The 912-nt window shown below is 72.9% G+C and carries 1 protein-coding gene; it reads right to left on the bottom strand.

What is annotated here, in order from left to right:
* Positions 1-912: M6 family metalloprotease domain-containing protein (locus tag JHN63_RS51470; protein WP_200692000.1), on the bottom strand; the 912-nt coding region annotated here is incomplete at both ends.

Genomic DNA, 912 nt, shown 5'->3' on the forward strand with positions numbered 1-912 from the left:
GAGGGAGACCGGGGCGTCGGCGAGCGGTGGGTAGACCGAGGTCTCCCAGCACGCCTCGGTGCGCGGATGGGCGTCGACGACCTGGATCGGGCCGTTCCCGGAGGCCGCGCCGTCGCGCACCCGGTACACGAGGACGCCCTGCTTGCAGCCCGAGGTGTCGTTGCCGACGGGGCTGCGCGCCTCGAAGGCCAGCGCGCTGTCCGTCCCGGTGCGCACGACCGCCAGCTTGACCCCGAGGCCGAGCCCGAACGCCGGCGATCCCGCCGCGCCGCCGGCCAGGGAGGCGCCGGGCCCGGCAGCCACGGGTTCCAGGGTCAGCCGGGTCGGCGTGGCCCCCCGTACGCACACCACCTGGCGCGGATCCAGCCAGCCCAGCTTCCACTTGTGCCAGGCGAACAGGTCCGGGGAGAGCCCGAACTGACTGCCCATCAGATCCCAGTCGCCGACATAGGTGTCCCAGTCGCCCTTGCCGTCCACCGGCCGGTGGTAGAGGTCCGGCAGGTCGAAGACGTGCCCGGTCTCATGGGCGAGGACGAGCCGGTCCGGCGGGTGCTTCTCGAACACCGTGACGACCCGCCGGATGTCGGTGCCGTCGGCCCGCAGCGGGGTGTCCAGGTTGACGACCTTGGTCGCGTCCGAGTCGACTCCGGGCGCGTCCGGATCGGCGACGAAGTACACGACGTCGTAGCGCGAGAAGTCGACCTCGGGGTCGGCGGCGGCGAGCGCGTCGCGCAGGTAGGCGGCGCGGTTCACCGGGTTCCAGTCGCGCTGTATGGCGTACGACGTCGACGGGTGCGGCATGCGGATCCAGTTCCCCAGCGGGTGCGGGCGGAGCGTGAACCTGCCGTAGGAGGCGCGTTCGTAGAAGCGGGTGGTGGCCGGGAAGTGGTCGGCGGCCAGGGCGGCGGGGGT

Origin of the sequence: Streptomyces sp. MBT65, assembly GCF_016612545.1 — a bacterium.
GTDB lineage: Bacteria > Actinomycetota > Actinomycetes > Streptomycetales > Streptomycetaceae > Streptomyces.